The sequence below is a fragment of the Mesorhizobium sp. M1E.F.Ca.ET.063.01.1.1 genome, assembly GCF_003998155.1.
Taxonomy (GTDB): domain Bacteria; phylum Pseudomonadota; class Alphaproteobacteria; order Rhizobiales; family Rhizobiaceae; genus Mesorhizobium.
In genome coordinates, this window is record NZ_RZSC01001527.1 from 1 (window position 1) to 511 (window position 511).

Sequence of the window (511 nt, forward strand, 5' to 3'; positions counted from 1 at the left end):
CAATGTCAGGCTGTCGGCAGCGGGCGAGATCTATGCCGAAACGGTGCGCTCCGCGCTCGGCCAGTTGCGGGATGCGGCGCTCGGATTGATGAGCAATCGGCATAGCGGCGCTCTTAACCTCGCCATCCTGCCGACCTTCGGCACACGCTGGCTGATGCCGCTGATCCCGGATTTCGTCGCCCGCCATCCCGATATCACCATCAACTTCGCCACGCGCATCGGCCGCTTCGACTTTGCCCGCGAGCGGCTCGACGCCGCGATCCATCACGGCATGCCCGACTGGCCGGACGCGGACTGCACGCTTCTGATGCGCGAGACCGTCGTTCCGGTCGCAGCACCTGAATTCCTCGCAGAGCGCAAGGTCGAGACGCCAGCCGATATCGGCCGCCTGCCGCTGCTGCATATGGCGACGCGCCCCGGCGCCTGGAGCGAATGGTTCGAGCATCAGGGGCTCGACGCGCCGACCGGCCCCGGCATGCAGTTCGAGCAGTTCGGCACCGTCGCCCAGGCC

The 511-nt window shown here is 67.3% G+C and carries 1 protein-coding gene; it reads left to right on the plus strand.

Going from position 1 to position 511, the window contains the following annotated elements:
* The coding region (locus tag EOA29_RS39600; RefSeq protein ID WP_245468851.1) for a LysR substrate-binding domain-containing protein at positions 1-511 on the plus strand (511 nt) is incomplete at both ends.